The following is a 26293-nucleotide window of genomic DNA, read 5'->3' on the forward strand; positions in this document are numbered from 1 at the left end:
CGGCCGTCCAGTTGACATGGCAACTCGTGGGCTCAAACGCCCGCGATATGCCGGATACGTCGGAGGCATGGAATCGACCTGCTGTCCAGGAGGCTCGCTCCGTCGAGCCTGGGCGCGCGCTCCCGGTGCGACCAGGCACAGCCCAGCTCAGGGGGTATCACGTCACCGCGAAGACCGGCGAGGGCCCGGGCTCCGCCACGTATCGAGCCTGTCGGGACGCCGACGGCATCGACGTGGCGATCAGGATGCTGCACACCGATGACGCCCGAGCCGGCGAGTTCATGCGCTTCAGGCACGCCTACCGCGCGATACGGCAGCTCGACTCGGAGAGGGTCGTCAAGGTGTACGCCGTCGAGGAGCACGAGGACGGCCTGGCGCTCGTCACCGAGGTTTTCCCGGGCGACCCGCTGTCCGCGAAGACGGCCTGCAAGCTGGGTGTCGGCGCGTCGCTGGACGTCTTGATCCCCGTGGCCGAGGCCCTGGCCGACATCCATCGCCATGGCCTCATCCATGGCGACGTGAGGCCTACGAACATCCTGCTCGGAGAGGACGGTCAGGTGAAGCTCACGGGCTTCGGCGTGGATTCCATCGTGACGCGCGAGAAGGAGGAGATCTATTCACGTCGCGTCCTCTCGAAGGTGCTCCCCTATGCATCGCCGGAGCAGACCGGCCGCATGAACCGGAGCGTGGATTACCGCACCGACATGTACTCGTTCGGCGTCGTCCTCTACGAGATGCTCACGGGGCGGAGGCCGTTCGAGGCGCTCGACCCCCTCGAGCTGATGCACGCCCACATCGCCGTGACGCCCGTCGCCCCCTCGGAGCTCGACCCGGAGGTGCCCGACGCGCTCTCCGCCGTCACGATGAAGCTCCTCAGCAAGAACGCCGAGGACCGCTACCAGTGCGCCGAGGGGCTGAGGGCCGATCTGGAGGAGATCCGAGCGCGATGGCAGCGCGGCGGCCAGATGGGAGCGTTCAGCCCTGGCCGCCACGACAGGAGAGACCTCTTCCGGCTCCCCCAGAAGCTCTACGGCCGCGAAGGAGACATCCGGAAGCTCGTCGGCGCGTTCGACGACGTGCTGCGGGGCAAGCGGACGATCGTCCTCGTCTCGGGCTATTCGGGCATCGGCAAGTCGTCGCTGGTCCAGGAGATCTTGAAGCCGCTTGTGCGCGAGAAGGGCTACTACATCAGCGGGAAGTACGATCAGGTCAACCGCGACACGCCCTACAGCGCCATCGTCCACGCGTTCGACACGCTCGTCAGGCAGCTCCTCTCCGAGAGCGAGGAGCGGATCACGCGGTGGCGCGACGCCATCCTGGGCGCCCTCGGGACCAACGGACAGGTGATCTGCGACGTCCTCCCGTCGCTCAAGCACATCATCGGCGAGCAGCCGCCCGTCCCCGCGCTCGGCCCGGTCGAGGCCCAGAACCGCTTCATCCTCTACTTCCACAACTTCGTGTCCGTCTTCGCCCGGCACGCCCACCCGCTGGCCCTCTTCCTCGACGATCTCCAGTGGGTGGACTCGGCCAGCCTGAGCCTGCTCACGAGCGTCCTCGCGAGAGAGGACGTGGAGTCGCTCTTCTTCTGCGGCGCTTACCGCGACAACGAGGTGAGCCCGACCCACCCCTTCCTCGTCGCCCTGGAGCAGCTCACGAAGGGCGGCCTCGAGGCGCGCGACATCGTCCTCGCGCCCCTCGGCCTCGCGCACCTGACCGAGCTCATCAACGACAGCCTGCAGATCGGCGGCGGAGAGGCGCTCGCGGCCGCGATCCTGAAGAAGACCGGGGGCAACCCGTTCTTCGTGAAGCAGTTCATGCGGCACCTCTACGACACGAAGGCGCTGGTCTTCGATCCACGGGCGGGCTGGCGCTGGGACCTGCGCCACATCGAGCGGCTGGAGTGCACCGATAACGTCCTGAGCCTCATGACGGAGACCATCCGGCGCCTGCCGCAGGCGACGCAGCGGGTGCTCCGGCTGGCCTCGGCGATCGGCAACACGTTCGAGATGGACGTCCTGAACACCGTCAGCGAGCGGCCCCCCGACGAGACGTACGCGAGCCTCGAGCACGCCCTCGCCGAGGGCCTGATCGTGAGCGCGGACGAGCAGTTTCGGTTCGCGCACGACAAGATCCAGGAGGCCGCATACTCGCTGATCCCGGAGCGAGACAGGCCGGCGTTTCACTACCGGATCGGGAAGCTCCTGCTCGGCAAGCCGCGCTCCGGCGACGGGCGCGCTCTGTTCGACGTCGTCAATCACCTGAACAGCGCCGGCGATCTGATCCGCGCGCCGGAAGAGCGCATGGAATCGGCCAGGCTCAACCTCCAGGCGGCCGGGCGCGCCCAGGAGTCGTCGGCCTTCACCGCGGCCCTCAGGTACCTGGAACATGGCATATCCATGCTGCCCGGAGACGCGTGGACCTCCAGCTACGCGCTGACCTTCACCTACCACACGAAGAAGGGGCTCCTGGAGTCGCTCTGCGGACGCCACGACGACGCGCTCTCCACCCTCGCGGGGAGCTTCGAACGAGCGGTGGGGCGACTCCACAAGACGGAGGTGCGCCGCCTGAAGATGAACGTGGAGATCCTCAAGAACGACCTTCCCGCCGCCATGGAAGAGGGGCTCGCCGCGCTCCGGGCGTACGACATCGACCTGCCGCCTTATCCGGACGACGACGCGCTCATGGCCGAGATGGAGCGGACGATCGCGATGATCGGCGACCGCCCGATCGCGTCGCTCGTCGATCTGCCCGCGCTCGACGATCCCGAGATCGCCGCCCTGCAGGACGTGCTCCAGGAGATGTTCTCGCCGACCTACCAGCTCGGCACGAACAACTTCGGCATCACGGTGATGAAGGCGCTCCAGAACTCGCTGACCTATGGCATCTCGAGGAACTCGATCTACGCCTACGTGAACTTCGGGACGCTCCTGTGCGCCAGGCTCGACATCGAGAAGGGGTACGAGTTCGGGCGGGCGGCGGTCCGCCTGAACGAGCGCCACCCGGACGCGAAGTCCGAGTCCATGCTGTGCAACATGTGGGGAGCGTGGGTCCAGCACTGGATGGATCCCTACGAGCGCTCGAAGGCGTCCCTGCGCAAGGGCGTCCACGCCGGCATGGAGACGGGGCAGTACATCTGGGCCTTCTACAATGCGTGCAACGCGAGCATGAACGGCCTCCTCCGGGGGGAGCACCTCCACGACGTCATCGAGGAGGCGAGGCTGTATCTGCCGCTCTGCAAGCTCGACAAGTTCAACGCGATCACGTGGATCGTCGGGGCCGCCGGGCAGCTCTGCGAAACCCTGAGCACGCAGGACGAGGGCGACTGGAAGCGCGGGGCCTGGGTCGACATCGACGCGGTCACCGAGGCCGCCCGCAGCATCGACAACCGGGCGTCGCTCTACTTCGTGAACGTCTTCAAGGTCCTCGCCGGCGTGTTCCAGGGCGCGTACGAGGAGGTGGCCGAGATCTGGGGCTCGACCGATCCGGCCAGCCTCGGCATGCTCGCCGCGTGGCACGCGAGCCCTTGTTATCACTTCTACGGGGGGCTGGCCTTCTCACGGGCCGCGTGCGCCGCCGCCCCCGCGCTCAGGGCGGCGTACCTCGCGAGGCTCGGGGAGTGCGCGCGCAAGGTGGCGTCGTGGGCGGCGCTCGGCCCGGAGAGCCACCGCCACCGCAGCTTGATCCTGGAGGCCGAGGTCGCCCGGAGCGAGCGGCGAGAGGGCGCGGGCGCCCTGTACGATCAGGGGATCGCGGCCGCGCGGGAGGGCCGCTTCCTGCACGACGAGGCGCTGGCCAACGAGCTCTGCGCTCGACACTACCTCGACCTGGGCAGGGCGTTCGTCGCGCGCGCCTACATGACCGAGGCGCACAGGCTTTATGGGCGCTGGGGCGCCGTGCGGCCGATGCTGCGCCTCGAGAGGGACTTTCCGCACGCGCTCGCGCCGGAAGCGCTGCGCAGGCGGACCGACCTGGCGCGGGACGGGGGCGCCGACGTCCGCGGCGCGGCCGTGGGTCACGGCGCTCGCCCTGGGCTCGACTTCATGGCCATGCTCAGGGCCTCGCAGGCGGTCTCCGGCGAGCTGAACCTCGGCCGGGTGATCGAGGCCCTGCTGACGATCGCGGTCGAGCACGCGGGCGCCGAGCGGGGGCTGCTGATCCGCGCGTCGAGCGCCGCGCACGCCGCGCACGACGTCGAGGCCGAGGTCGTCACCCGGCGCGGCCGGGTCGAGGTCACCCTTCGCCAGACGCCCGTCACCTCGAGCGATCTCCCGACAGCCGTCCTCCAGTACGTGATCCGCACGCGAGAGAGCGTGATCCTGGACGACGCCGCCGTACCCAACCTGTACTCGGAAGACGCCTACGTGCGCGCGCGGCGCCCCCGCTCCGTGCTCTGCCTCCCCCTGGTGAAGCAGGGCACGCTCGTCAGCGTGCTCTATCTGGAGAACAACCTGACCCCGCGCGCCTTCACCGCGGATCGGATCGAGGTGCTGGAGCTCCTGGCCTCCCAGTCCGCCATCTCGCTGGAGAACGCGCGCCTCTACACCCAGCTCCAGCAAGAGAACGGCGAGCGCAGGCGGGCGGAGCTGGCGCTGCGGGAGAGAGAGGCGCGCATCCGGCGCCTCGTGGACTCCAACATCATCGGGATCGCCTTCTGGGACCTCGACGGCAGGGTCATCGACGCGAACGACGCGCTCCTGTGCATGCTCGGCTACAGCCGTGAAGATCTGACCTCGGGGACCCTCCGCTGGGCAGATCTCACGCCGCCGGAGTTCAAGGAGCCGACCCAGCGGACGCTCGATCAGGTCCGCATAACAGGTGAGTTCGGGCCGCTGGAGAAGGAGTATTTCCGAAAGGACGGCAGCCGCGTCCCGGTGGTGATCGGCGGCGCGCGGTTCGAGGGATCGGAGAGCCAGGGGGTGGCGTTCTTCCTCGACGTGACCGAGCGCAAGCAGGCGGAGGAACGCCAGAAGCTCCTGATGAACGAGCTGAACCATCGGGTGAAGAACACGCTGGCGATCGTCCAGGCGATCGCCGTGCAGACGCTCCGCATGGCGGACTCGCCCAAGGCCTTCACGAGCGCCTTCCTCGCCCGGTTGCTCGCCCTGTCCCAGACCCACAACCTCCTGAACCAGACCGCGTGGCAGGGCGCCGACCTCCACGACGTCGTCCGCGCCGAGCTGGCGCCGCACGCCCATGGCGACGCCGATCGCGTCCGCCTGGCCGGCCAGGACGTCCGCCTCCGCCCCGAGGCGGCGGTGACGCTCGGCATGGTCTTTCACGAGCTGGCGAGCAACGCGGCCAAGTACGGAGCGTTATCGCAGCCGTCCGGCCACGTCGCGGTCACATGGGACGTGATCACCCAGGCGCACGAGCGCCTGCTCCACCTGGAATGGCAGGAGACGGGCGGGCCGCCTGTCCGGCCGCCGCGCCGCAAGGGCTTCGGCTCACGCCTGATCGAGCGCGACCTCGGGCGCCAGCTCGCCACGGAGGTGCGCCTCGACTACCTGCCTGGGGGCGTACGTTGCGTGATGGACCTGCCCCTCGAGCGCGTGGGCGCAGGATGAAGCCGGTCCCAGGAGGCGAACGTGGGCTGGAGGGGCTGCGTGTCCTCATCGTCGAGGACGAGCCCATGATCGCCTCGTCCCTCGAGGACGCCCTGACCGACCTCGGCTGTGTGGTGATCGGCCCGGCGCTGAACATGAAGGACGCGACGCGCCTGGCCCTCGAGGCCGAGATCGACGGGGCGAGCCTGGACGTCAACATCGCCGGCGAGAAGGTCTATGCGGTGGCCGACATCCTGAGCGAGCGAGGCATCCCGTTCGTCTTCCTGACCGGATATGGCAAAGCCGGGTTGCGCGAGTCCGATCTCAGCCGTCCGGTGCTGCAGAAGCCGTGCAGTCTGGAGCGCTTCGAGGAGATCCTGGCGGGGTGGCGGTGAGCGATTCCACCGGGCTCCCGGGCGCAGCGGCGCCTGCGCGAGCTCGGCCCCGGCGCGCTCTGCTGAGGACGGCGCGCCCGTGTGGCGCTCCGCGACGGGCTGCGCGGCGCGCCATGGCGGACACGGCCAGCGGCGCGCGTCGACAGGCCACGTCATCTACGCTGGTTCACGCTCGCGACACGGCACCACACTTGCAAGTCCTACGTTCGCAAGAAAGGAGGTTCTTATGGCGGAACAGCAGCGTCAGCCGACAGGCCAGGACGTGTCCGTGAGCAAGTCGCAGCAAGGCAAGCCCGGCAGCCAGGCGACAGGTCAGACCCCTTCCCAGGGGGCCGGCGGTCAGTCCACCGGGCTGCAGCGTCAGCAGGGCGGCGGCCAGATGGGGCGGTACGGCGCGGCGGGCGGCGTCTTCAACCCGTTCGCGATGATGAGCCGGATGATGGAGGACATGGATCGCATGTTCGACGACTTCGGCTTCGGAGGGTTGCTCTCGCCGTTCAGGCAGGGCCGCACGATGGGTGAGCCTGGCGGCGGCCGGGGTCTCTCGTCCCTCGGGGGCGGCCTCTGGTCGCCGCGCATCGAGCTGGGCGAGCGCAACGGTCAGCTCGTGGTCAAGGCCGATCTCCCCGGCGTCACCAAGGACGACATCCGGGTGGAGCTCCGCGACGACACCCTGATCATCGAGGGCGAGCGCCGGCAGGAGCAGCAGGAGCAGCGCGAGGGGATGAGCTACACCGAGCGCAGCTACGGGTCGTTCACGCGCGCCATCCCGCTGCCCGAGGGCGTGCAGGTCGACGACGTGGACGCGAGGTTCGAGAACGGCGTCCTCGAGGTCTGTCTGAAGCTGCCGCAGCAGCAGCAGCGCGGCCGCTCGGTCGAGATCAAGAGCGGCGGGCCCTCGCAGGGGACGAGCGCTGGCGGCGGCCAGACGTCCGAGAAGAGCCGGCCCAGCTAGCCGATCTCGATCTGGGTCCCACCGGGGCGGCGGCGCGCCGTCGCCCCGGTGTCGCCTGGCGCAGGGGGTCACTCGTCGACCGAGCGCGACCCGCAGGCGCGCGCGCCGGCCACGCCGCGCGGCGGCCCTACTTTGCGTCGCGCGGCGTGCCGCCTCCGGGCGCCGCCTCGCGCCCTCCGAGGATCGCGAGCTCGGTCTCGATCCACCGGTCGAGCTCGCCCTGCAGGCTGAACAGCGCCAGATCGAACTCCCGCCCGTTGATGACGATGAACGGCGTCCCCGAGAGCCCGGCGCGATCGGCCTCGGCCTTGTCGCGCGCGACCACCCGGGCGGCGGGCTCGCCCGCCATGTCGGCGCGGAACCGGGCCATGTCGAGGCCGACCTTCTGCGCGTAGCCGAGCAGGTCCTTCTCCTCGAGCCGCTGCTGGTTCTCGAACAGGAGGCGCTCCATCGGCCAGTAGCGGCCCTGGCGGTGCGCCGCGATGGCCGCGCGCGCCGCTGCGTCGGCGTGCGGGTGCGATCGCAGCGGATACACCTTGTGGATCAGCCGGACGTGGGGCGCGTGGCGCTCGACGACCTCGTCGAGGTGCGGGACCGCGCGCCCGCAGGAAGGACACTCGAAGTCCGACCACACGACGATCTGGATCGACGCGCGCTCCGGCCCGCGAGAGGGCGAGTCGGCGAGGTCGATCTGCTTCACGTTCGGACCGAACCTCACGCCGTACGCGGCCTGGGCCTCCGCGCCGCTCGCGCCGCCGCGGATCTTGTCGGCGAGGAGCTGCGCGGCGGGCGCGCAGGCCGCGCAGGCGCGCGACTCGCGGACGCACTGCGCGAGCGACACCGCCTGATCGGTGCACGGCGCGTAGAGCTGCGAGACGAGCTGCCACCAGGTATCGCGCTCGCGGCGCACGAGCTCGGCCGTGTCCACGCCGGGCAGCTCTTCCGGCGCGCCGCCGGGCGCGTCGAGCAGCGGCGCGCCGGAGGAGCTGCCCGGGGGCCCGGGGAGCGGGACCTCGGGGGAATCGGCGAACTGGGGTTCCTGCCGCTCCGCGCCGCCGCAACCCGGGAGCGCGGCGAGCGCGAGGAGCGCGGCGAGCGCGATCCGTCGTGCACCTGATCTCGGAATGAACACGCGCGGATGCTACACCCCCGCCGCGGCCGGGCCAGGCCGAAGCGCCGCCCGAGGCGCGCGGCCGGCGGCGCCCCCTCAGAAGGCGCCGCGGAGGCCGAAGGTGGTGCCGCCCTGCGCGAGGGCGACGTGCGGCGCCAGCCGGAGCCGCGGCGGGCGGAGGCGGATGTACTCGTAGGTCTCGGCCGCCGTGGGCTGCTCCTCGTACTCGAGGAGCGCGACGTCGATGATGTTGGCCGTGATCAGCCCGAGGCCGCCGCCGATAAACAGGCCCGCGAGCCCGCCCCAGTCGCTGGCGTCCGAGGCGCTGCCGATGGCCGCGCCGATCAGGCCGCCGCCGAACGTGCAGCCGGCGTTGAGGCCGAGGCTGACGAAGCCCATGCCGAGGTGGCCGTTGGCCCAGTGGGTGACCGGGCCGCCGAGCGCGACGGAGCCGGCGGCCATCAAGCCGAACACCTCGTTCTCCGTGGTGGCAGCGAGGGGCCAGAGCACAACGGTCCCGCTGAGCACGAGGAGGTGCTGCCAGCCGTACCAGCTGCGCTTCGGCTCGGATCGCTCGCGACCAGGAGCGCTCCCGGGCTGCCAGGGACCCGGGCTCGTCGTCCACCGCGCGGGCGCCTGAGGAGCTCCGGTCGGCGCAACCCCGGCTGGTGGCGCGCCTTCGTCGCCTGGCGCCGTCGGCGGCTGAAGGGGCGCTGCCGCGGCGCCGCCCGGAGCCGGCGCAGGCGGCGCGGCGGCCGGACCGCTCGGCGGCGCAGCGGGCGCAGGCGAGGCCCCGGACGCGGGCTGCATGGCGCTCGCCGGTGCCACCGTGAGCACCGCGGCTGCTGCACAACCGATCCACAGCCCATCGCGAAGCATGCCTGTCATCCGGCGATACTCGCCTCGTTCTTTCTGCGCTCGCAACCTCTTTTGCTTCCTTCTATTCGGCCGCTGCGTGCAAATCCGGCGCCGCGTTCCTGCGAGCGGCGATGGACGGCGGCTCCGCCGGCGCGCGCCGTCAGACCCAGCGCCGCGTCGACCGGGCGTAGGTCTCGTAGGCAGCGCCGAACCGGGCGCGCAGCCGCCGCTCCTCGAACGCGATGTACCAGCGGTCGACGATCGCGACGAAGACCGCCGCGAGCAGGAGCGACGTCGCCGCGCCGCTCAGCGCCGCCATGCCCGCGGCCGCAAGGCCCATCCCGAGGTACATCGGATTCCTGGACCACCGGAACAGCCCGCCGGTCACGAGCCGCGTGGGCTCGGCAAAGGTGTTGATCTCCGTCGCGGCCCGCGCGAACTGCGCCCGAGCCGCGACCGCCATGACGACGCCGATCGCCAGCGGCAAGGCGCCGAGCCAGCGAGTCGACGCCGGGAGCACGGGCGGGAACGGCAGGACGGCGTGAGTCAGCCACATGACCGCCACCACGAGGAGGAGCAGGACCGGCGGGAGCAGATTGCGCGAGGGTGCGTTCGAGGTGATCATGCCCCACCAGTCTAGCGACAGGGCAAAACGCGGAGACTCGCGTTCGGGAGAGACGATGAAGCGCCCAGAAAAGCCGCGCAAAGAGCCTCGCCAGGCGCGCTCGCGCTTCCTCGTGGAGACCATCGTCGAGGCCGCGGCTCGCGTTTTCGACGCGCACGGCTACGACGGGGCGAACACGAACCAGGTCGCCAAGGTCGCAGGGGTGAGCGTCGGGTCGGTGTACCAGTACTTCCCGAACAAGGACGCCCTCGTCACCGCGCTGCACGAGCGCCACGTGCGCCACATGCTGCGGCTCGTCGAGCAGGTGGACGCGGCGGCCGACGGCGTCTCGCTGCGCGGAGCGACGGAGGCGCTCGTGGAGAGGAGCCTCGAGCTCCACCGGTCGGAGCCGCGGCTGCAACGGCTCCTTCACGCCGATCTCCCGACACTGGAGCAACAGCGCACGCTGAGCGCGGCCAGCCGGGCTGTCTTCGATTGCACCCGGCGGCTGCTGTCGCGCCACGGCGCGGAGATCGTCCAGCCGGATCTCGATCTCGCCACCTACGTTGTCCTGCGCATGTTCGAGGAGCTCGTCCACGCAGCGGCCCTCGATCCGCCCGCGGGCGTCGAGGACGGCGCGCTCCGGCGGGCGATCACCGACGCGCTCATGGGTTATCTCACCGTCGGCGCGACACCGGCGCGGGCGGCGAGCCCCGCGGACCGGCCGTAGGCGCGATGCCCTTCCCCGCGGCGCGGACGCGGGAGCCACGAGGGACGCGAGCCTGTGCAGCGACGATCCGTCCGGTCGACGACGGGCCCGCGACAACTTGCCGCATATTCCGCGCACAGCGGCCGTGCCACAGGTCGTGCGCCGGGCAGCCAGCAAGAGGGCCCTGCGCGTTCCTTCGGAGGCAGGACGACCACCATGACCCAATCGCCGAGATCCACGTTGCTTGCGCTGGCGCTCGCCAGCTTCGCCGCCTTTGCTCCAGGCTGCGGCGACGACGAGGCTGTGACGCCGGCTGCGACCGGCGGCGGCGGCGAGTCTCCCGCCGGGACCGGCGGCTCCGGCGGCGAGGAGCCCGCCGTGACCGGCTCTGGCGCGGGCGGCGGCGAGCCCGTGGATGACGAGGACAGCGACCACGACAGGGACGGCTTCACCCCGCGCGAAGGCGACTGCGACGACTTCAACAACACAGTCCACCCCGGCGCCGAGGAGCGGAATCTCGATGGCGTCGACTCCAACTGCGACGAGGCCGACGCGCCGGTCAAGACGCTCGTGTGGAACGGCGGCCCGGAGCCCGACCTGGTGGACGCGATCGACCTCATGGACGAGGACGGCGACGGCCAGATCTCGCTCGCCGAGTTCGCCGCGGCGTGCGCCAGGTCCGCGTCGCTGACGGGTCCCGCGCGCCCCGGCGTGGTCCAGATCAACTCGTCCTGCAGCCACTCGAACAGCTGCCGCGGCATGGTCTACCAGTCCTGGAACGAGCTTTACGAGCATACTTGCCGCGCCATGAACGGATGCTCGGGCTGGAGCTGCGTGGAGACCGCCGAGGATCAGGATCGAGACGGCCCCGCGGCGTTCAAGGCGGCGACGTGCGACCACTGCCACTCCGGCTCCGCGGGCTCGTTCGGCGTGAAGGTGCGGCCCACCGAGGACATGGCCACTTACGTCGCCGAGTTCTGGGAGCGCCGCTCGGATCTCTACCTGCAGTCCATCATCGCGTTCGGGATCGACGGCGTCCACCCCGAAGGCTACGCCTACTCGAACATGCCCGGCGCCTACCACCTGCTCTCGCTCGCCGAGATCGATCGGCTGATCGCCTACCTGCGCACCCTGACGCCCGAGGGCAAGAGCTTCGACCCGCTGGCGCCGGCCGACCCTATCGAGCCGAGCCCCTGAGCGACCGATGAGCGCGCCGCGAGGCCCGGCCGGCAGCCAGGCGCCCGTGGCGCGGGCGCTCCCGCGAGGCGCGCTCGGCCTCGGGCTGCGCCCGCCGCACTACGACGCGATCGAGCAGCTCCGGCCCCCGCTGGGGTTCTTCGAGATCATCGCGGAGAACTACCTTGGCGCGTCGCCGCTGCCCCGGGAGCGGCTCCGGCGCATCGCCGAGCGCTACCCGATCGTCGCCCACGGCGTCTCGCTGAACCTGCTCGGCGAGGCCCCCCTCGACCGGGATCACCTGTCGCGGCTCAAGGATCTGATCCAGGAGCTCCGGATCCCCTATTTCACGGATCACCTCTGCTGGACGGCGTTCGAGGGCGTGACGCACCACGACCTCCTGCCGGCGCCGTACGATCCGGAGCTGATCCCGTACGCCGCCGGCCGGGCGTTCGAGGTCCAGGAGGCCCTCGGTGTGCCCTTCGGGATCGAGAACCTGTCTTCCTACGTCGCGTGGGAGCGCGACACGATGCCTGAGTGGGAGTTCTATCGCCGCGTGGTGGAGGAGTCCGGCTGCTGGTGCATGCTGGACATCAACAACGTCTTCGTCTCCAGCGAGAACCACGGGTTCAATCCGCGCGAGTACCTGGACGGCGTGCCCTGGCATCGGGTCTTGCAGGTCCACGTGGCCGGCCACCAGATCTTGCCCTCGGGCCTGCGGCACGACACCCACGATCGCCCGGTGTGCGACGAGGTATGGTCGCTCTACGAGGAGGCGTGGCGCCGGGGCGGCCCTTTCCCGACGCTCCTCGAGTGGGACGCGGAGATCCCGCCCTTGCACGTGGCGCTCGCGGAGCTCGACAAGGCGCGGCAGGTGCGATCGTCATGAGCCCGAGAGGTGGAGATCCTCCGGGCTGGCTGCGGGAGCTCCAGCGCGACTTCACCGCCGTCCTCCGCGCGCCGCTCGACGCGAGCGCAGGCAGGTTCCGGGAGCGGCAGGAGCGGTATCCCGCGGGGCTCGTGGCGCAGGTGAAGGTCGGGCCGGGGGGCCTCGCGCCGGCGGAGCGGCTCGCGATCTATCACCGTCAGTACTGGATGCGGCTGTTCACCGCGCTGCAAACGAGCTTTCCCCGCGTGTCGCGGGCGATGAGCTATTGGCACTTCAACCACCTGGCCGCGCTGCACCTCGCCGCGTGCCCGCCCCGGCACGCGGACCTCGACTCGGCGTCCAGCGGGTTCGCCGAGCGGCTCCGCGGCGCGCTGCGCGGCCCTGACGGCGCGCGCAGCGGCCGCCAGCCGGGGCGCCCGGCGCGCGGGCACGAGGACGCGTGGCGCCGGCGGATCGAGCTCTCCAGGGCGCCGATCGCGATGGTCCGCCAGGCTCTAAGCATGGACGAGGCGGAGCGGCGCGCCTTCGAGTCGCCGTTCGAGGGCCTCTGGCGGCCGACGCCCGAGGAGCTCGCCGGGCTCGCCGAGACGCGGCTGCGCTTCGCGGTGTCCTTCACGCTCACCCACGAGGACTGGGATCTCGCGCGCTTCTCGCGGCTCGCGGGGGGCGATCTGGGCGATCTGGAAGAGCGCCCCCTGGACGCGAGGCATCGCCACGCGTCCACCCGCGCGTGGGTCTTCGCCCGGAGCGCCGCCGGCACGACCACGACCTCGGTGGATCCGCTGTTCGCCCGCCTGCTCGAGCGCAGCCGGGAGCTCTCGTTCGGGCAGGCCCTTGCCGCCGTCGAGCAGGGCTGCACGACGGCGGAAGCAGCGCAGCTGCGGGCCAATCTGCAGGGCTGGATCGCGCTCGCCCTCTCGAACGGCTGGTGGACGGGCCTCGCCGGCGCCGGGACCGCTAGCCGCGGTCCGTCTTCTTCAGCTCGCCCTTGAACCGCCACTCCACAGCCGCCTTCACGCCCAGCGTGATCACCGACACGCCGGCGAGGAGGCTGGCGACGGCGAACGCGGGCACCACGCGGACCATGTTGGCGTAGTAGACGCGCTCCACGTGGAGCGGCAGCGTCACCTGATCGGACGAGCCCGACGAGACCACGTACACGGCGCCGAACTCGCCCATCGCCCTGGCGGTGCACAGGATGACGCCATACAGGAGGCCCCAGCGGATGTTGGGCAGCGTGACGCGCCAGAAGATCTGCCATCCGTTCGCGCCGAGGACGCGGGCGACCTGCTCGTCCTCGGTCCCCTGGGCCTGCATCAGCGGGATGAGCTCTCGCGCGACGAACGGGAAAGCGCGATGCCAGCCACGGCCGTGGGCAGCGCGAAGGGCAGGTCGATCACGCGCGCGAACGGGAACGTATACCGACCGAGCACCCACGCGATGAGCAGGCCGACGATGACGTTGAGGAGCGCGGCGACGAGCGAGGCGCCCAGCGTGAACCGCACGGCACCGCGAGGGGGACCTCGATCGTGATCGAGTCCGAGGGGACGACGACCTCGAAGCGGCCACTCTACCGCCGAACAAGGCGCTTGTCGCGACGAGTGCGCCCGCGCGTCCCGGCGGCGCGGGCGACGGCCTCCGGCCGCTCCCCCTCGTCAATCCACAGCGGTTCCCGCCCACCTCTGCGACGTGCAGAGCAGAGCAGAGCGACGGTCACCCGCACAGGAGACGGGCCCAGATCGGCGTTTTCGGCGCGCAAGCGCACTCCCGTGCGCTGAGCACCGAAAACGTCGAGGTGGGCCCGTATCCGAAGCGGGTGACCGTCGCTCTAGGCGGCCGCGCTCCGGCGGCCAGAGGCACCGTTTCCGCCGTCGTTGAGCTTCGCTTCGTGCTTTGCGACCCACTTGCGGAGCCGCTGCGACAGCGGTGACCGCCCGTTTTCGTAGTTGGCGACCGAGCTGCGCGCGAGGCCGAGCTTCTCGCCGAGCTCGGCCTGCGAGAGCCCGAGCTTCTCGCGAAGCACCTTGAGCGTCGTCGAGTCCGCCGCCCCTTGCGCGCGCGCTGGTGCGCTCGGAGGGGTGGGCGGCACGGCCTCGACCGCGCGCCCGGGCCGCTGTGCGCGCTCGACCGCCGCCGGCTGCTCGGCGCGGGCGCCTTCCGGAGCGGCGCGCCGCGCGACGGGCGCTCGGACGCTGTTCGTGCTCCCCGCGAGCTTCTCGCCGCAGAACGGGCAGAAGTCGAACGCGAGGACCTTGCCCGCGTCGGTGCGGAGCTCGATTCCCTGGATCGACGCGGGAATCCCCTGCGCGCGGCGCTCTTCGCTCCCCCACCCGTACACGAGCGTGAGCCCGCGCTCCTCTTGATTCACCGGTAGCCCGGTCTGACTCATCCGAAGGCAGACCGTCCTGCCGTCGCGCGTGCACTGTCGTCCGATCATGGGCATCGTCATCTCCTCTTTTCCGTGCGGGCGCAGGCGTACCCGGTCGAACTTTTGCGCAGTACTGCTCACCTGTCAAGGTGGACACACGCCAGGTCGAACTTTTGCGCGATACTGTTCATTTGTCAAGGCAGAACAGCGGGAAGCCTGGGCGAGGAAGAGGCGATGATGTAGGGATCGTCGACGGGCTCGTTCCCGTCGGTTTCAGTTTCAGTTTCAGTTTCAGCTTCAGCTTCAGCTTCAGCTTCAGCTTCAGCCTCAGCTTCACTCGTTCACTTTTCAGCTCCAGCGTGGGACCCGCGCGTGGAGTGTCCACGTGCCCTCGCGTTCCTGGGGGAGCTTGCAGCCGATGAGCCCCGTCAACGTTTACCACTGCCAGCGATGCATCGCGCCGCTGGAGGCCCCGCCGGGCAGCCGCACGATCGTGTGCCGCTACTGCGGAACACACAACGAGCTGCAGCGCCCAGCGCTGCAGCGCGCAGTCCCGCCCGGCCCGCCCGTCGCCGCGCCTCGCCCCGCTGTGGTGCCGAGACGCACGTCCGCGGCGATCCTCCTCGGGGTCGCCATCGCGATCGCCGTGCTCGTGAGCATCGCCGTGCTCGCCCCGCGGGGCGCGCGGGTCGCCAAGACGTTCCGCGGCCCGCTCGAGCTGGAGTGGTCGAACGAGCGCAAATTCGTCGTCAAATCCGACGAAACGCTCCACGGCGACGTCGCCATCTTCGAGGGCACTTACCAGATCACCTTCCACGGCTTCCCCGAAGGCACCCGGTGGAAGGTCGGGGAGAAGAGCGGGCGCATCGAGAGCAATATCTATGACATCATCAAGCTCGATAATGTCGAGGGCCAGCTCGGAAAGGTTCCAGTCGCCAGGTACCGCGATCCCCTGCTAGGGCCCAAGGGGAAGCTCGAGATCGAGCTCCCCTCCGGACAGGCAGCTTCCATCGAGCTGCGCCAGGCCGACGCCGCCATGTCCGTCCTGTCGGTGCTCGATCGGGTCAAGAATGGTCCGGTCGTCTTCGAAGGCGAGCCGAAGCAGGAGGGCGATCTGAGCAGCGTGCTCCTCCTCGAGACGGCTTCCATGAAGCTCTTCGGCCAGGCGGTCCTGCTGCAAGACGTCGATCTGGTGGCCGTCACGCGCCGGCTCCCGGAGATCAAGGGCCGAAAGACGTGCACCGGGTACAAGGACCGCGCGGGCGAGCCGCTCTCCGACCTGACGATCCGGTTCAAGGAGACCGAGGCCACCGTGTTCGATAGGCGGACCGGGCTCGTCGTGCAGAAGAAGGTCTTTCCGCCGGAGGAAGAGTGCCCGATGTTCAGGTTGTCGATCGACGGCGATCGCGAGCGAGAGCAAGACAGCTACCCGCCGACGCGGGACATCGAGTCATGGCTGACCTCCCTGGTCCAGCGTTAGCCGACCGAGACGACGGGCCATGTACCGCGCCGGCGACGCGCCGAGCGCCTTGCGGAACATGGTGACGAAGCTGCTCGCGCTCTCGTAGCCGAGGTCGCTGGCGACGCTCTGCACGCTCGCTCCGCGCGAGAGCCGCTGGAGGGCCAGGACGATGTGGAGCTGCTGGCGCCAGCGACCGAAGCTGAGGCCGGTCTCCCGGACGAGCAGCCGGTTGAGGGTCCGTTCGCCGACGCCGATCCGGCGGGCCCACGTGCCCATCGTCGCGCCGTCGGCGGGGTTCTCCGCCATCGCGTCGACCAGCTTTCGGAGGCGCTGGTCGGCCGGCATCGGCAGGCGATGTTTCTCGATCGTCGCCGCCGCCAGCTCGTCGAACAGGACGGCCACGAGCCGCGCATCCGGCCCGTCGAGGTCGTACAGCGCGGGGCGCGCCGCGAGACGGACGAGCAGCTCGCGAAAGAGCGGCGTGACCGAGACGGCGCAGCACTCGGCCGGCAGGCTCGGAGCCACGTCTGGCTCCATGAAGACGCCGTAGCCCTCGAGCGGCGCGCGCCCTCGTATCTTGTGGAGCACGCCGGCGGGGATCCACAGCGCCGAACGCGGCGGGACGATCCACAGCGCGTTCGACGCCTCGCACGTGACCTCGCCGCGCTCGAGGAAGAACAGCTGTGACTCGCGATGGCTGTGGAACTCGCTCTCCAGCCCGCCGGTGACCATGCTCAGGCCGACGGTGTTGGCGGGCCGCGCGAGCGTGCTTCGCCACTCGCCACGATCCTCGCGCGCGAAGCGACGCGAGAGCGACTCCATCGCCTCGGCCGCCGATGCGCGTGGCTCGTTCGCGACCTGGACGTCGCCATGAAAGGTCCACCCGGGGGAACCGATCGACGACGCGGGCGGGGCCGACGAGCCTTTCGAGGTGGAGCCGGCGGAGGGCGAGGCCGACGCCGGCGATGCCGTTGATGACACGGGCGACGCGGGACGCTTCCTTCGCTTCGAACCCATGGCCGGATTGCGAAACAAAATGTCCTCATCTCGGAATGCGGTCAAGGTCGCCGGCTGCGATGGTTCCTCTGCGCGCTCCGGCGGCCGTGCCGGAGCCCGGGAAACCGCTCTTCGGCGGGCAGGAAAGCGGAGGCTCTTCGATGCGGAAGGTGATGACCGCGCAGCAGATCGAGGCGATCGTCGGCGCCCCGATCCCGGCCGTGCGCATGAAGCAGATCGGCGCCCTGGACGATGGATGTCGGCGCGTCCTCGCCAGTGCTCCGATCGCCGGCTTCGGTTTTCGTGACGAACAGGGAGGCTGGCGCAGCACCTTCGTCGGAGGCGCCCGCGGCTTTGCGCACGTGGAATCGCCGAAGCGCGTTCGGTTCGAGCTGCCGGCGAGACACCCGACGCCGGCGTCCGGCAGCGGCGCCTCCTTCGTCTTCCTCGTGCCGGGGATCGGCGAGGCCCTTCGGCTCAACGGCTCCGTGGCCGAGCGACGCGGCGGCCGGATCGTCGTCACCGTCGAAGAGGCCTTCGTGCACTGCGCGAGGAGCATCCTCCGATCCCGCCTCTGGGAGGGGCCGCGCGCTCGCGCCGCCGCCGCCGAGCCGCCATTGCCGCGTGATTGCGCGCGCCACGAAAGCGAAGGCGGACCCCTCGGCGATCCGAGCGTCGCTCGATTCCTCGCATCGAGCCCCTTTGCCGTCCTCTCGTCGTGGGACGCCGCGGGCTCGGGCGATACGAGCCCGCGAGGAGATTTCCCGGGCTTCTTGCGGATCCTCGACCACGAGACGCTCGTGATCCCCGATCGCCGGGGAAACCGGCGGACCGATACGTTCCACAACGTGGTGACGTGCGACAAGGTCTCCCTCGCTGCCGTGGTTCCAGGGCGCGACGACGTTCTCCACGTGAGCGGCACGGCGCACGTCACCGACGAGCCGGCGCTCCTGTCGACCATGGCGCTCGCGGGAAAGCCACCGCAGGCCGCGCTCGTCATCCGCGTGGAGCGCGCGGAGCTCCTGGCGAACGAGGCCCTTCAGCGGTCGAAGATCTGGCAACGCTCCGCCGACGCCGACGCCGCCGACGCGGGCGCCGTCCCCGATCTGATGGCGCTGGCGACTCAGCATCTTGCGCTCAACAAGGGCGGCGGCGCGAAGGCGGCGATGATTCGCCTCCTCGGCAGCGGCGCCGGCGCTTTCCCGAGGCTCCTGCGCTGGCTCATCGATCTCGGCTACCGCAAGGGGCTGACGGACGAGGGCTACGACCGCGGCGCGACGAGGGCGGACGACCCGGAGGGCCAGCGCGAAGGTCGCGTGTGATGACGATCGGCTCGGGCAGCGAAGCGATCCGGTTCAGATTCGGTTCAATCCACGCGAACCACGGCGACCTGCGCAATCTTGCCGGGGGGCTCGACGTCGACCGTCACGAAATGGCGCCCGATGCCGTCGAGCCGCTCGGGGATCGCGCCGCCGCCGCCCGAGATGTACGCGGGGATCCCCGCGTTCTCGAACGCATAGAACGAGTGGATGTGGCCGTAGAACGTGAGATCCACGCGCCCGCCCGCGAGCATCGTGAGGAGCTTGTTCGCCTCGGCGCGGCTCGCGAATGCGCCGTTGCGGGAGCCCACCGGGTCGAGGGGCGCGAGGTGCATCGTGACCACGTGCAGGAGATCCTGCCCCTCGGTGAGCCAGCCGTCGAGCCACCCGTAGGCGAGCGGATCGATCGTCGCGCTCGCCGAGTCGAGCATCGTGAACTGCACACTTCGGAACGCGAAGCGGTAATTCCCGCGGCCAAACCACTCGTGGTAGAGGTCGTCCCGCGTGCCGAGCTCGTGGTTGCCGAGCGTCGCATAGCAGGGAATACGGAGCGTCTTCATCTCGCGCTGGAATCGCTCGAGTTGCTCGGGCGAGCCCCGCGACGTGAGATCGCCGCTGATGAGCGCGAAGCGGACGCCCTCCGCCTCGTTCATCTTCGCGTAGATGTCCTGAACGCGGTCGATGTCCTCCTGGACGTCGGCGAAGACCGCGAACCGCCACGGCTCGCGCCGCGCCTCGTCCGGCGGGCGCAGCGAGAGGGTCGCCTCGGCGCCGGGCGGCAGGGAGAGGCGGAAGGTGCGCTGGGTCGGAAACGGCGCCTCGACGAGCTCCACGGGCACGCTCTTGTCCTCGACGCGCGCCGAGAGCTCGGCGTCGGCGAGCATGTTCTCGATCGTGATCTTCCACGGCCCGCCCGCCTCGTCGGTGAGGCGGATCGAGAGCGCGGGCGCGCTCGCCCAGAGCACGAGCTCGCCCGCGTCGAGGCGGCGGATCGCCGCGAGCCCCTCGTCCACGGCGACGCGCGCCTTTCCCCGTGAGGCCTTTCCCACCTCCAGGTCGCGGCGCGCGCGGCCCTCGGCCACGTCCAGACAGGAGAGGGAGAGCGGCGCGGTGAGGGCGACGAGCGCGAGGAGAGCGTCTCTCAGGATCATGGCGAGTCTCCAGGGCGGAAGAGCAGCGCGAGGCGCCCGACGTACGCGGAGCCCGCCTTCACCTCGGCGAGCAGGCCCCAGCGGGGCGAGGCATGGAGCCGGCCCTCCAGGCCGAAATGGCCCGGGACGCCGCTGCCGAGGCCCGGGAGCTTCGCGCCGCCGACAACCCCGTCGTGCCGGTGATCGTAAACCACCTTGGCCTCGCCGCGCGGATACCCCGCGTGCCCGACGTACGCGCCGAAGGCGAAGCGGGGAATCAAGAGCTCGTTCCCCTCGAGCGGGCGGCGGCCGTGGCGGTAGCCCTCGACCGCGATCCCCCAGCCCATCTCCGCGAACGAGCCCCGCAGCGTGCGCCCGAGGTGGGCGAGATCGAGCCGGCCCTCGAGGCTGACCTCGCCGGTGGTGATCGAGAAGTCGTCGGAGGTGTAGCGCTGATGGGTGAGCGCGCCCTCGATCTCGAGGAACGAGCCGTCCGCCGCGCGCGGGCCGTCCGGCGTGCCGGGGCCGATGAAGCGATGCGCGGCCTCGAGACGGAGGCGCGCATTGTCGTCGTTCAAGGCAAACCAGCCGGAGCCCGAGAGGCGGAGGGAGCTCAGGCGCAGATCGATGCCCGGCACGAGGAACGTGCGGTACGCGAACGTCGGGTCGTGGACGTAGGCGAATCCGAGCTGCGTCTCGACCCAGGGCAGCGACGAAGGAGGGCTGCCGGTGCCGCCCTCCGGGGCGAGCACGCCATAGAGGTCCGCAAGAAGCGAGATCCCGAACAGGCCCACACCCGTCACGGTGGTGAGCACGATCGGCGCGATGACGCGCCGCGAGGCCCCCGAGGCCGCCGCGCCCGCGAGCCCGCCCACGGCGAGGCCGGCGCCCGCGCCCTCGAGCGCCAGGAGGGTCCAGCCCGTGGCCGGCTCACCCAGGATCAGGTGCCCGGTGCCGTGGGCGATGACCCCGGGGAACAGCGCGCCGGCCGCGGCGACAGCGCGGCGCCCGGTGGAGACATCCTTGGTGGGTGGTGCCGCGGTCGCTGGCGCCTCGCCTGGCGCGACCGTGGCCGGGGGGATTGGCGCGCCATCACCCGCCTCGACCTGGGCCGGCGCGACCACGAGGAGGAGCATCAGGGTGAGGACGTGGCCTGTTGTGCGCGGGGGCCTCAGCATCGAGCTCTGCGTGGCTGGCGCCTAACGTGGCACGGCCGTGCCGGCTTTGCACGCGTCGAGAGCATCCGACCGCGCCGCCCTCGACCATCGGTCCTGAAGAGCGTGGGGCTGTAGCCGGCGCCGCAGGTCGGATAGTGTTGTCCGGCAACCAAGGAGAAGCCGCGAAGATGATCCGATCCTCACGCGCCGCGACGGCGGCCATGACAAGCCTGTTCCTGCTCCCGCTCGGAGCGTGCGTCGCGGAGTCGGGGGCTCGGCCTCCCGCAGCGGCCGCCGCCCCATCACCCAGCCCGGAGCCCGCGGCCCCTGCGGCGAGCCCCGCTCCACCCGCGACCGCATCGGCGACAGCCGCCACCGCGCCGGCGACAGCCGCGCCCGGCCCGGCGGCCCCCGCGCTGGTGGATCTCGATGCGCTCTACAGCGAGGCGATCTTCAAGTCCGCCGTCGTCACGCCCTCTGCCGCGCGCAAGCTCGTGCCGCTCAAGCCCGACGCGAACGGCACCTACACCGTGACCACCTGGGCCGGCTGCCGGGGCGACGGCGGACCGAACAAGTGCGGCGCCTACGTGGCGCAGCAGCCCGTGAACGTGAAGTGGGACGTGTGGGTCACGAGCAACGGCGAGCTCCAGAACAAGTGCAAGACGTGGACAGGCGATGTGGTGCTCCAGATCCACCAGCTCCTCGGCCTGTCGGCCCCGCAGCCGCCGCTCCCCGCGGACACGACGGAGCGGCAGTTCGTCACGTTCTCGGGGGTGCCGGCCGCGAGCATCTTCCGCCCGTGCACGGACGCCCGCGTCGACACCGACTCCTGCAACGGCACGACGCTGCCTGAAAAGCAGCCCAAGCTGGCGCCGGCCGATTATTACAGGTGGTTCACGAACCATGCGATGTCGTCGTGGCAAGTGCCGGAGAAGGGTCAGACGCCCACGGGCTTCCCCTGGACCAGGCTGGGCTACTCGTACAACTGGGCGCCGGGCGCGGACATCTACGGGGCGTCCGAGTACGTCATCTCCGGCGGCGCGAAGGCGGTGAAGGTCACCGTCGCCGCCGTCCAGACGGCCAAAGATTACTGCAAGCCCTGAGCAGCGGGCTATGCCTGAAGCCCGGGGGCGTCCTCGCTCTTCTTGTCGGGCACGAGATAGATGCCCGGCAGGCTTATCAGGGTCATGGCGAATTTGGTCGCCAGGTTGATGGCGAAGATCTGCCGGATCACCTCGAACGGCAGCACGAAGGCGAAGGCGCCGAAGCAAAACAGCAGGTTGTCGACCGGGACGCTGACCGCGTTGCTCGCGAGGACCGCGAGCCACTGGCGCCTGGGCCCCGCTTTTCTCAGATAGGCCTCGCGAACCCGGTGGAAAATTTCGGTATCCAGCAGCTCGCTCACAACCTCCGCGACGATGCTCGCGAACACGATTCGCCACACCGGGCTCAGGATCGCCGAGAACTGCTCGCCGAGCCCCCAGGACGGGTCAGACGGCACCTGCGCGGCCCAGAGGAGATAGAGGGCCATCAGGAGATTGGCCCCGCCGGCGCAAAAGATCAGCGTCTGGGCGCCGCGCTTGCCGATGGTCTTGTGGACCATGTCCCGCAAGGTGAAGGTGAGGGGATAGATGAAGGTCCCCATATCCACGGCCAGCGAGAAGACGACGCCGATCTTGAGACTTGCGATCTGACTGATGAGCTGCGCCGCGATATAGAACGAGATGACGACGATGGCCGCCGGCCTGATGGCGCTCGTCAGATCTTGGCTCGCGCTCCTGGACGACAATTCGGACATGAGAATCGCCTCATTTCAAGGCAGGTTCGGGGGCCGCCGCAGTTTTGAGCCCGGGTGGATCGATCGCACGGCCCCGCGAGTTTAGATGGCCGCCGGCGGCGAGGACAAAGAATCAACGACGACCCCGGCGAGGCGCGCTGCGTGGCGCGCTCGTTTCCGTGCTCGCGCGGCCACGGTCGGAAGGCGCTGGGGCCAGCGGGATCGACCTTGCGGACGCCACGAGTTCCTGCGCGTTCGCCGCCGATCCTGGTACGCTCGCGAGCGTGGCCGATCTGGCGATCGACATCTTCATCTCCTATGCGCATGCGGACGAGGCGCTGAGGTGTCGCCTCGATAGCCATCTAGGCCCGCTCGTCCGACAGGGGCTCATCCGGCCCTGGCACAGAGGGCTGATCGGGGCCGACGAGGAACGGAGCGCTACGGCCGCCACCCGGCTCGCGCAGGCCCGTATCATCTTGCTGCTGGTAAGCGCCGATTTCCTGGCGGACGACGAATGCGGCGCCGACGTCGAGCAGGCGCGTCGGCGGCTGCTGACCAGCGGCGGCGCGCGGGTGATTCCGATCATCTTGCGCCCGTGCGACTGGAGCGCTGCGGCGTTCGCGTTCCTGACGCCCCTCCCCGCGGGAGGCGAGCCGCTGGCAAGCTCCCCTGACCCCGAGATCGCCTGGGCCGACGTCGCGGCGCGCATCGAGCAAGCCGTCGCCGTGACGCGCCTCACGCGGCCGAGCGTCACCCTGGGACAGCCGCGCCGGGCGAGCGCCGCAGGACAAGTTCGAGTAAGCGGTGTTGTCCTGCGCAGCATGGATCGGACGCTCATCGATGAGTGCGGCAGGAGCGCACGCGACCAGGTCGTGGCGCAAATGCCCGAACACTGCCGCGACGACCTCCGCCATGAGTCGATCGATTTGCTCGCGAGATACGATCTCGAGACGCTCACGACCTACATGGATCTCGCCACGTCGCTGGTCCTGCGGGATCCCGAGCGCTGGCGTGACTTCGGTCGACTGGCGGTCAGCGGCGACCTGCACCAGTTCGTGCGCTCCGTTTACGCGGTGCCGACGGTGAACGTCGTGCCCGTCCTGCACCGTACGACCAGCATCTTGTCGTGCCTCTTCACGTCCGGATCTTGGCGTGTCGACACCGGATTTGCCTGCAAGGTGGTGCTGACCATCGACGATCTCGGGCCCCCTTCGGTGCTGCTTCGCTTGTGGATTGCAGGGGTCATGGAGGAGATCGTGCGACGCGCCATGTCGAGCGACGTCAAATGGTCTATTACGCACGGCGAGTCGAGAGGTACCCCCGAGCTTACCTGTGAAATCAGCTTGTGAGGGGATGAGGGCGTCCTCGGCACGCTGGGCGGCACGTCGCCGAGAATCCGCTGTCCTCTGCGCTCGACCTCGACGTCGGACGGTCGCCGGCCCCCTCCCCTACCCCAGCAGCGACGCCGCCACCCTCGGCGCCTCCCGCGCGGAGCACCCCATCCAGCCCGAGAGCCGCTCCGCCGGCTCGCCGCTCGCGAGCGCCCGGAGCACCCGCTCCGCCACGTCCGCGCGGAGCGCCCGCGTCCCGAACACCGGGTAGCCGATCGCCGCGTACGCCTTCGGATCCACGCCCGGCGCGACCGCCATCGACACCGCGCCGGGCGCCGGGCACGCCGGCACGCGGCCGCGGTCGAACCAGGCGGCGCACAGCGCGAGGCGGCGCTCCAGCGCACCGCGCCGGAGCAGCGGCTGCACGTAGAGCACGCGCTCGCCCACCTCGATGCCGCGCGCCGCGAGCAGCGCCCGGCCCTCCGGCGCGAGCTCGGCGACCTGCTCCTCCGCGTCGCGCGCCGCCGCCGTCCCGAGCCCCTGCTCCAGCTGGTAGACGATCCCCCGCGCCGCGCCCGGGAGCGCGCGCACCTCGGGCGAGCGCAGCGGCGCGAGCAGCGCCTCGACGAGATCGCGCGCGAACGCCACGAGCCGCCGGAGCACGCGCGATCGCGCCCCCGCGCCGAGGTCCTCGAGCGCGGCGAGCCGCACGTCGGGCAGGAGCAGCGTCGGGCCGCGCGCGAGCTGGCCGAGCACCCGCTCGCCGTCGAAGATCCGCCCGCCCACGTCGACCGAGAACCGCTCGTGCGGCGCCCCCACGAGCTCCTCGACCCAGCGCGCCCGGTCGTCCTCGGGCGCGGGCGCCGCGGGCCCCGGCGCGAGCCGGGCCCGGAGCGCCGCGATCCGCGCGAACGGGTGCCCCTCCGGCACCGCCGGCGGCTCGGCCTCCGCGCGCCGCTGCGTCGAGGGCGCGCCCGGCGACGACCGCGCGCCCGGCGCCGCCCGCGCGCTCGACGCCGCCCGCAAGCGGCGCGCCGCCCCGCCGCCCCGCTCGACGAAGCGCTGCACGAGCCGCTCGTGGAGCGCGTCGCTCAGGCGATCCTCGATCGCCCGCGTGCGCTCCTGCCACGCGGCCGCGTCGCGGACCCAGCGCGCGTGGTTCGAGATGTACGTCCACGTCCTGATCGACGCGATCCGCGTGATCAGCGTGTCGATGTCGCCGCCCACCTCGTCGATCTCGGCCACCCGGGCGGCCATCCAGCCGGCGTCGAGCGCCGCGCTCGGGCCCGAGAGCTGCCCGTAGATCTCGGCGAGGAGCGCGACGTGCGACTCGAACAGGAGCTTGCGGAAGTCGGGGATGCGGCAGACCTCCCAGAGGAGCCCCACCGCCTCTTCACCCCGCGCGCGCGCTCGCACCTCCGGGTCCTCGGCGAGCCTCGCGAGCGCGGCCGTGTCCTCCGCGTCGTCGACGAGCCTCAGCGAGCGGGCGCGCGGGCGCGCCCGGAGCGACGCGAGGAGCGCGTCGATCGAGCTCATGTCGAGCTCGCTGCTCCGCCAGAGCAGCCGCCGCACCGGGGGGAACCGGTGCGCCTCGATCGCGAAGGCCACGCCGTCGGGGAGCGAGAGCGGCGCGACGGTGCCGAAGGTCCCGTCCGCGAGGTGCCTGCCCGCGCGGCCGGCGATCTGCGCGAGCTCGGCGGGGTCGAGGTCGCGCACGGCGCGCCCGTCGAACTTGCGGAGCGCCGCGAACGCGACGTGGCGCACGTCGAGGTTGAGCCCCATGCCGATCGCGTCGGTGGCGACGAGGTAGTCGACCTCGCCCGACTGGAAGAGGGCGACCTGCGCGTTGCGGGTGCGCGGCGAGAGCGCGCCGAGCACCACGGCCGCGCCGCCCCGCTGCGCGCGCAGCCGCTCGGCGATCTCGTAGACCTGCGGGGTCGAGAACGCGACGACGGCGCTGCGCGGCGGCAGGCGCGAGAGCTTGCCGGCCCCGGCGCTCGCGAGCCGCGAGAGGCGCGGGTGCTGGACGATGCTCGCGGTCGGCACGAGCTCGGCCACGAGCGGCCGCATCGTGTCGGCCCCGAGGAACCAGGTCTCGCGCCGGCCGCGCGAGAGGAGCAGGCGCTCGGTGAACACGTGGCCGCGCTGGTCGTGCGCGGCGAGCTGGATCTCGTCGATGGCCAGGAAGTCGACCTCCAGATCGACCGGCATCGCCTCGACGGTGCACACCCAGTAGTCCGGCCGCCTCGGGACGCGCTTCTCCTCGCCGGTCACGAGCGCGACGCGGGCCTCGCCGACCCGGGTGCTCACCCGGTCGTAGACCTCGCGCGCGAGCAGGCGCAGCGGCAGGCCGATCATGCCCGAGTCGTGCGAGAGCATGCGCTCGATGGCGCGGTGGGTCTTGCCGGTGTTGGTCGGGCCCAGGACGGCGGTGATGGGGGAAGCGTCGACCATGGCGCACGCAGCTTAGTACCGGACGCCGCGGTTACGCCCCCGCGCGACACCCGAGGGCG

At 70.8% G+C, this 26293-nt stretch carries 23 protein-coding genes; 11 read left to right on the plus strand and 12 right to left on the minus strand.

The window, feature by feature from the left end; translation table 11 throughout:
• Positions 1-47: 47 nt before the first annotated feature.
• The 3 genes from WME95_RS42085 to WME95_RS42095 all read left to right on the plus strand — a co-directional run bounded on the left by WME95_RS42085 (position 48) and on the right by WME95_RS42095 (position 6893).
• A complete protein-coding gene (locus tag WME95_RS42085; RefSeq protein ID WP_437904888.1) occupies positions 48-5564 on the plus strand; it encodes an AAA family ATPase in 5517 nt (1838 codons plus the stop codon).
• A 65-nt stretch (positions 5565-5629) separates the two neighbouring features.
• A complete protein-coding gene (locus tag WME95_RS42090) occupies positions 5630-5938 on the plus strand; it encodes a response regulator (RefSeq protein WP_437904890.1) in 309 nt (102 codons plus the stop codon).
• Positions 5939-6164: 226 nt separating this feature from the next.
• Positions 6165-6893 carry an Hsp20/alpha crystallin family protein gene (locus tag WME95_RS42095; RefSeq protein WP_437904892.1) on the plus strand — a complete coding sequence of 243 codons (729 nt, stop codon included), beginning with the start codon at positions 6165-6167 and terminating at the stop codon, positions 6891-6893.
• A gap of 127 nt (positions 6894-7020) precedes the next feature.
• Here the strand turns inward: WME95_RS42095 and WME95_RS42100 are convergent, their stop codons facing one another.
• The 3 genes from WME95_RS42100 to WME95_RS42110 form a co-directional block, all read right to left on the minus strand.
• Positions 7021-8025 (minus strand): DsbA family protein, encoded by a 1005-nt coding sequence (locus tag WME95_RS42100; RefSeq protein WP_437904894.1) that lies wholly within the window; start codon positions 8023-8025, stop codon positions 7021-7023.
• A 75-nt stretch (positions 8026-8100) separates the two neighbouring features.
• Positions 8101-8892 carry a hypothetical protein gene (locus WME95_RS42105; protein WP_437904896.1) on the minus strand — a complete coding sequence of 264 codons (792 nt, stop codon included), beginning with the start codon at positions 8890-8892 and terminating at the stop codon, positions 8101-8103.
• Between the two features lie 130 nt (positions 8893-9022).
• Positions 9023-9487, minus strand: a complete 465-nt coding sequence (locus tag WME95_RS42110; protein WP_437546038.1) for a methyltransferase family protein — start codon at positions 9485-9487, stop codon at positions 9023-9025.
• Between the two features lie 55 nt (positions 9488-9542).
• Between WME95_RS42110 and WME95_RS42115 the strand changes: the two genes are divergently transcribed.
• The 4 genes from WME95_RS42115 to WME95_RS42130 all read left to right on the plus strand — a co-directional run bounded on the left by WME95_RS42115 (position 9543) and on the right by WME95_RS42130 (position 13232).
• Entirely contained in the window at positions 9543-10196 is a 654-nt protein-coding gene (locus tag WME95_RS42115) for a TetR/AcrR family transcriptional regulator (RefSeq protein ID WP_437546040.1), read from the plus strand.
• Between the two features lie 195 nt (positions 10197-10391).
• The gene (locus tag WME95_RS42120) at positions 10392-11372 is read left to right on the plus strand and encodes a MopE-related protein (protein WP_437904898.1); all 981 of its coding nucleotides are present in this window, start codon (positions 10392-10394) and stop codon (positions 11370-11372) included.
• A 7-nt stretch (positions 11373-11379) separates the two neighbouring features.
• On the plus strand, positions 11380-12240 hold the full coding sequence (locus WME95_RS42125; RefSeq protein WP_437904900.1) for a DUF692 domain-containing protein: 861 nt from the start codon (positions 11380-11382) through the stop codon (positions 12238-12240).
• Complete coding sequence (locus tag WME95_RS42130; protein WP_437904901.1) at positions 12237-13232, plus strand: HvfC/BufC N-terminal domain-containing protein; 996 nt, start codon at positions 12237-12239, stop codon at positions 13230-13232. Before WME95_RS42125 ends, WME95_RS42130 begins: the two co-directional genes overlap by 4 nt.
• Here the strand turns inward: WME95_RS42130 and WME95_RS42135 are convergent.
• The 4 genes from WME95_RS42135 to WME95_RS42150 form a co-directional block, all read right to left on the minus strand.
• Positions 13198-13557, minus strand: coding sequence for an ABC transporter permease subunit (locus tag WME95_RS42135; RefSeq protein WP_437904902.1), 360 nt, complete (start codon positions 13555-13557; stop codon positions 13198-13200). The two genes, WME95_RS42130 and WME95_RS42135, sit on opposite strands and share 35 nt — an antisense overlap.
• The gene (locus tag WME95_RS42140) at positions 13557-13745 is read right to left on the minus strand and encodes a hypothetical protein (RefSeq protein WP_437904903.1); all 189 of its coding nucleotides are present in this window, start codon (positions 13743-13745) and stop codon (positions 13557-13559) included. Before WME95_RS42140 ends, WME95_RS42135 begins: the two co-directional genes overlap by 1 nt.
• A gap of 323 nt (positions 13746-14068) precedes the next feature.
• Entirely contained in the window at positions 14069-14677 is a 609-nt protein-coding gene (locus tag WME95_RS42145) for a helix-turn-helix domain-containing protein (RefSeq protein WP_437904904.1), read from the minus strand.
• A gap of 118 nt (positions 14678-14795) precedes the next feature.
• Positions 14796-14945 carry a hypothetical protein gene (locus WME95_RS42150; protein WP_437904905.1) on the minus strand — a complete coding sequence of 50 codons (150 nt, stop codon included), beginning with the start codon at positions 14943-14945 and terminating at the stop codon, positions 14796-14798.
• A gap of 81 nt (positions 14946-15026) precedes the next feature.
• On the opposite strand from WME95_RS42150, the gene WME95_RS42155 reads away from it, so the two are divergent.
• Complete coding sequence (locus tag WME95_RS42155) at positions 15027-16088, plus strand: hypothetical protein (RefSeq protein WP_437904906.1); 1062 nt, start codon at positions 15027-15029, stop codon at positions 16086-16088.
• On the opposite strand, the gene WME95_RS42160 is transcribed toward WME95_RS42155, so the two are convergent.
• Positions 16059-16892 (minus strand): AraC family transcriptional regulator, encoded by an 834-nt coding sequence (locus WME95_RS42160; protein WP_437904907.1) that lies wholly within the window; start codon positions 16890-16892, stop codon positions 16059-16061. The two genes, WME95_RS42155 and WME95_RS42160, sit on opposite strands and share 30 nt — an antisense overlap.
• A 335-nt stretch (positions 16893-17227) precedes the next feature.
• Between WME95_RS42160 and WME95_RS42165 the strand changes: the two genes are divergently transcribed.
• Positions 17228-18388, plus strand: coding sequence for a pyridoxamine 5'-phosphate oxidase family protein (locus tag WME95_RS42165; protein WP_437904908.1), 1161 nt, complete (start codon positions 17228-17230; stop codon positions 18386-18388).
• Positions 18389-18432: 44 nt separating this feature from the next.
• On the opposite strand, the gene WME95_RS42170 is transcribed toward WME95_RS42165, so the two are convergent.
• Entirely contained in the window at positions 18433-19536 is a 1104-nt protein-coding gene (locus WME95_RS42170; RefSeq protein WP_437904909.1) for a metallophosphoesterase family protein, read from the minus strand.
• Positions 19533-20693, minus strand: a complete 1161-nt coding sequence (locus WME95_RS42175) for a hypothetical protein (protein ID WP_437904910.1) — start codon at positions 20691-20693, stop codon at positions 19533-19535. The genes WME95_RS42170 and WME95_RS42175 overlap by 4 nt, the downstream gene beginning before the upstream one ends.
• Positions 20694-20860: 167 nt before the next feature.
• Here WME95_RS42175 and WME95_RS42180 point away from each other — a divergent pair, with 167 nt between their 5' ends.
• A complete protein-coding gene (locus WME95_RS42180) occupies positions 20861-21775 on the plus strand; it encodes a hypothetical protein (RefSeq protein ID WP_437904911.1) in 915 nt (304 codons plus the stop codon).
• A gap of 8 nt (positions 21776-21783) precedes the next feature.
• Here WME95_RS42180 and WME95_RS42185 read toward each other — a convergent pair whose 3' ends face one another.
• Positions 21784-22470 (minus strand): queuosine precursor transporter, encoded by a 687-nt coding sequence (locus WME95_RS42185; protein WP_437904912.1) that lies wholly within the window; start codon positions 22468-22470, stop codon positions 21784-21786.
• A 263-nt stretch (positions 22471-22733) separates the two neighbouring features.
• Here WME95_RS42185 and WME95_RS42190 point away from each other — a divergent pair, with 263 nt between their 5' ends.
• Positions 22734-23798: a toll/interleukin-1 receptor domain-containing protein gene (locus WME95_RS42190; protein WP_437904913.1), complete on the plus strand. Its 1065-nt coding sequence runs from the start codon at positions 22734-22736 to the stop codon at positions 23796-23798.
• Between the two features lie 99 nt (positions 23799-23897).
• Here the strand turns inward: WME95_RS42190 and WME95_RS42195 are convergent, their stop codons facing one another.
• Positions 23898-26234, minus strand: a complete 2337-nt coding sequence (locus WME95_RS42195) for a helicase-related protein (protein ID WP_437904914.1) — start codon at positions 26232-26234, stop codon at positions 23898-23900.
• Positions 26235-26293: the final 59 nt, after the last annotated feature.

The organism is Sorangium sp. So ce327 (genome assembly GCF_051530205.1).
Lineage (GTDB): Bacteria > Myxococcota_A > Polyangia > Polyangiales > Polyangiaceae > Sorangium > Sorangium cellulosum_B.